Source organism: Micromonospora qiuiae (assembly GCF_016863555.1).
Lineage (GTDB): Bacteria > Actinomycetota > Actinomycetes > Mycobacteriales > Micromonosporaceae > Micromonospora > Micromonospora qiuiae.
In genome coordinates this window covers 1-1,164 of the sequence record NZ_BOPC01000182.1, presented here as the reverse complement: position 1 = coordinate 1,164, position 1,164 = coordinate 1, and the positions used below count along the sequence as shown (strand labels likewise).

General features: G+C 68.6%; 2 protein-coding genes. Both read left to right on the top strand.

All coding sequences use genetic code 11. The features are described from left to right. On the top strand, positions 1-96 hold a 96-nt coding region (locus Vqi01_RS31860), incomplete at its 5' end, for a non-reducing end alpha-L-arabinofuranosidase family hydrolase (protein WP_504740177.1). A 99-nt stretch (positions 97-195) separates the two neighbouring features. Then, positions 196-1,164: alpha/beta hydrolase family protein (locus tag Vqi01_RS30295; protein ID WP_204038550.1), on the top strand; the 969-nt coding region annotated here is incomplete at its 3' end.

Below are 1,164 nucleotides of genomic sequence, written 5' to 3'. Positions count from 1 at the left end.
ACCCTGCAACTGCTTTACCAGGGGCGTTCCCCCAACTCCGGCGGCGACTACGGCCTCCTGCCTTACCGCCCCGGTCTGCTGACCCTGCAACGCTGACCGCGTGCAGGTCCGGCTCGGGCACAGCCGGAACGGGCGGGCTCGGTACGAACCGAGCCCGCCCACCCTCACACACCCCACCACCAGGAGGTACCGACAGTGCGCGAACACCCACACCACCCCCCACCCTCGGGAAGCACCCGAGCTGACCGATCGTCCCCCGGCATTCGGCGACGGCTGTTCAAGCTCGCCACGGCCGGGATCGCAGCCGCCGTCGGGTTGTTCACCGTGACGGTGGCGACCGGGTCGGCGTCGGCCGCCGACAACCCGTACCAGCGGGGTCCGGACCCCACCCGGACCAGCGTCGCAACCGAGCGCGGCCCCTTTGCCAACACGTCGGTCAGCGTCCCGTCCGGGTACGGCTTCAACGGCGGCAGGATCTACTACCCGACCGACACCAGCCAGGGCACCTTCGGGGCCATCGCGATCTCGCCGGGTTACACCGCGTTGTTCTCCGCGGAACTGGCCTGGATGGGGCCGTGGCTGGCATCGCACGGCTTCGTCGTGATCGGCATCGAGACCAACAGCCGTAACGACTTCGACACGGCCCGAGGCACCCAGTTGCTTGCCGCGTTGGACTACCTGACGCAGCAGAGCCCGGTACGCGACCGAATCGACCCGAACAGGCTGGCCGTCTCCGGTCACTCCATGGGCGGCGGCGGGGCGCTGAGCGCAGCCATGCGTCGCTCGTCGTTGAAGGCGGTGGTCGGCATCGCGCCGTACTCGCCGTCGTCGAACCTGGCCAACGACCGGGTGCCCACGATGATCTTCTCTGGGCAGGCGGACACGGTGGTCACCCCGTCCTACGCCATGGGCCTGTACAACAGCATCCCGGCTGGCACAAAGAGCGCCTACCTGGAGGTCGCCGGTGGGGACCACGGCTTCATGGTCGGCCGGTCGAACCCGGTGCTGATCCGGACCATGCTGCCGTTCTTGAAGATCTTCATCGACAACGACGCCCGCTACAGCCAGTTCCTCTGCCCGCTGCTGGACAACAGCGGCGTGGTCACCTACCGCAGCACGTGCCCGTTCCTGCCGACCACGCCGACCACTCCGCCTCCGACCGGC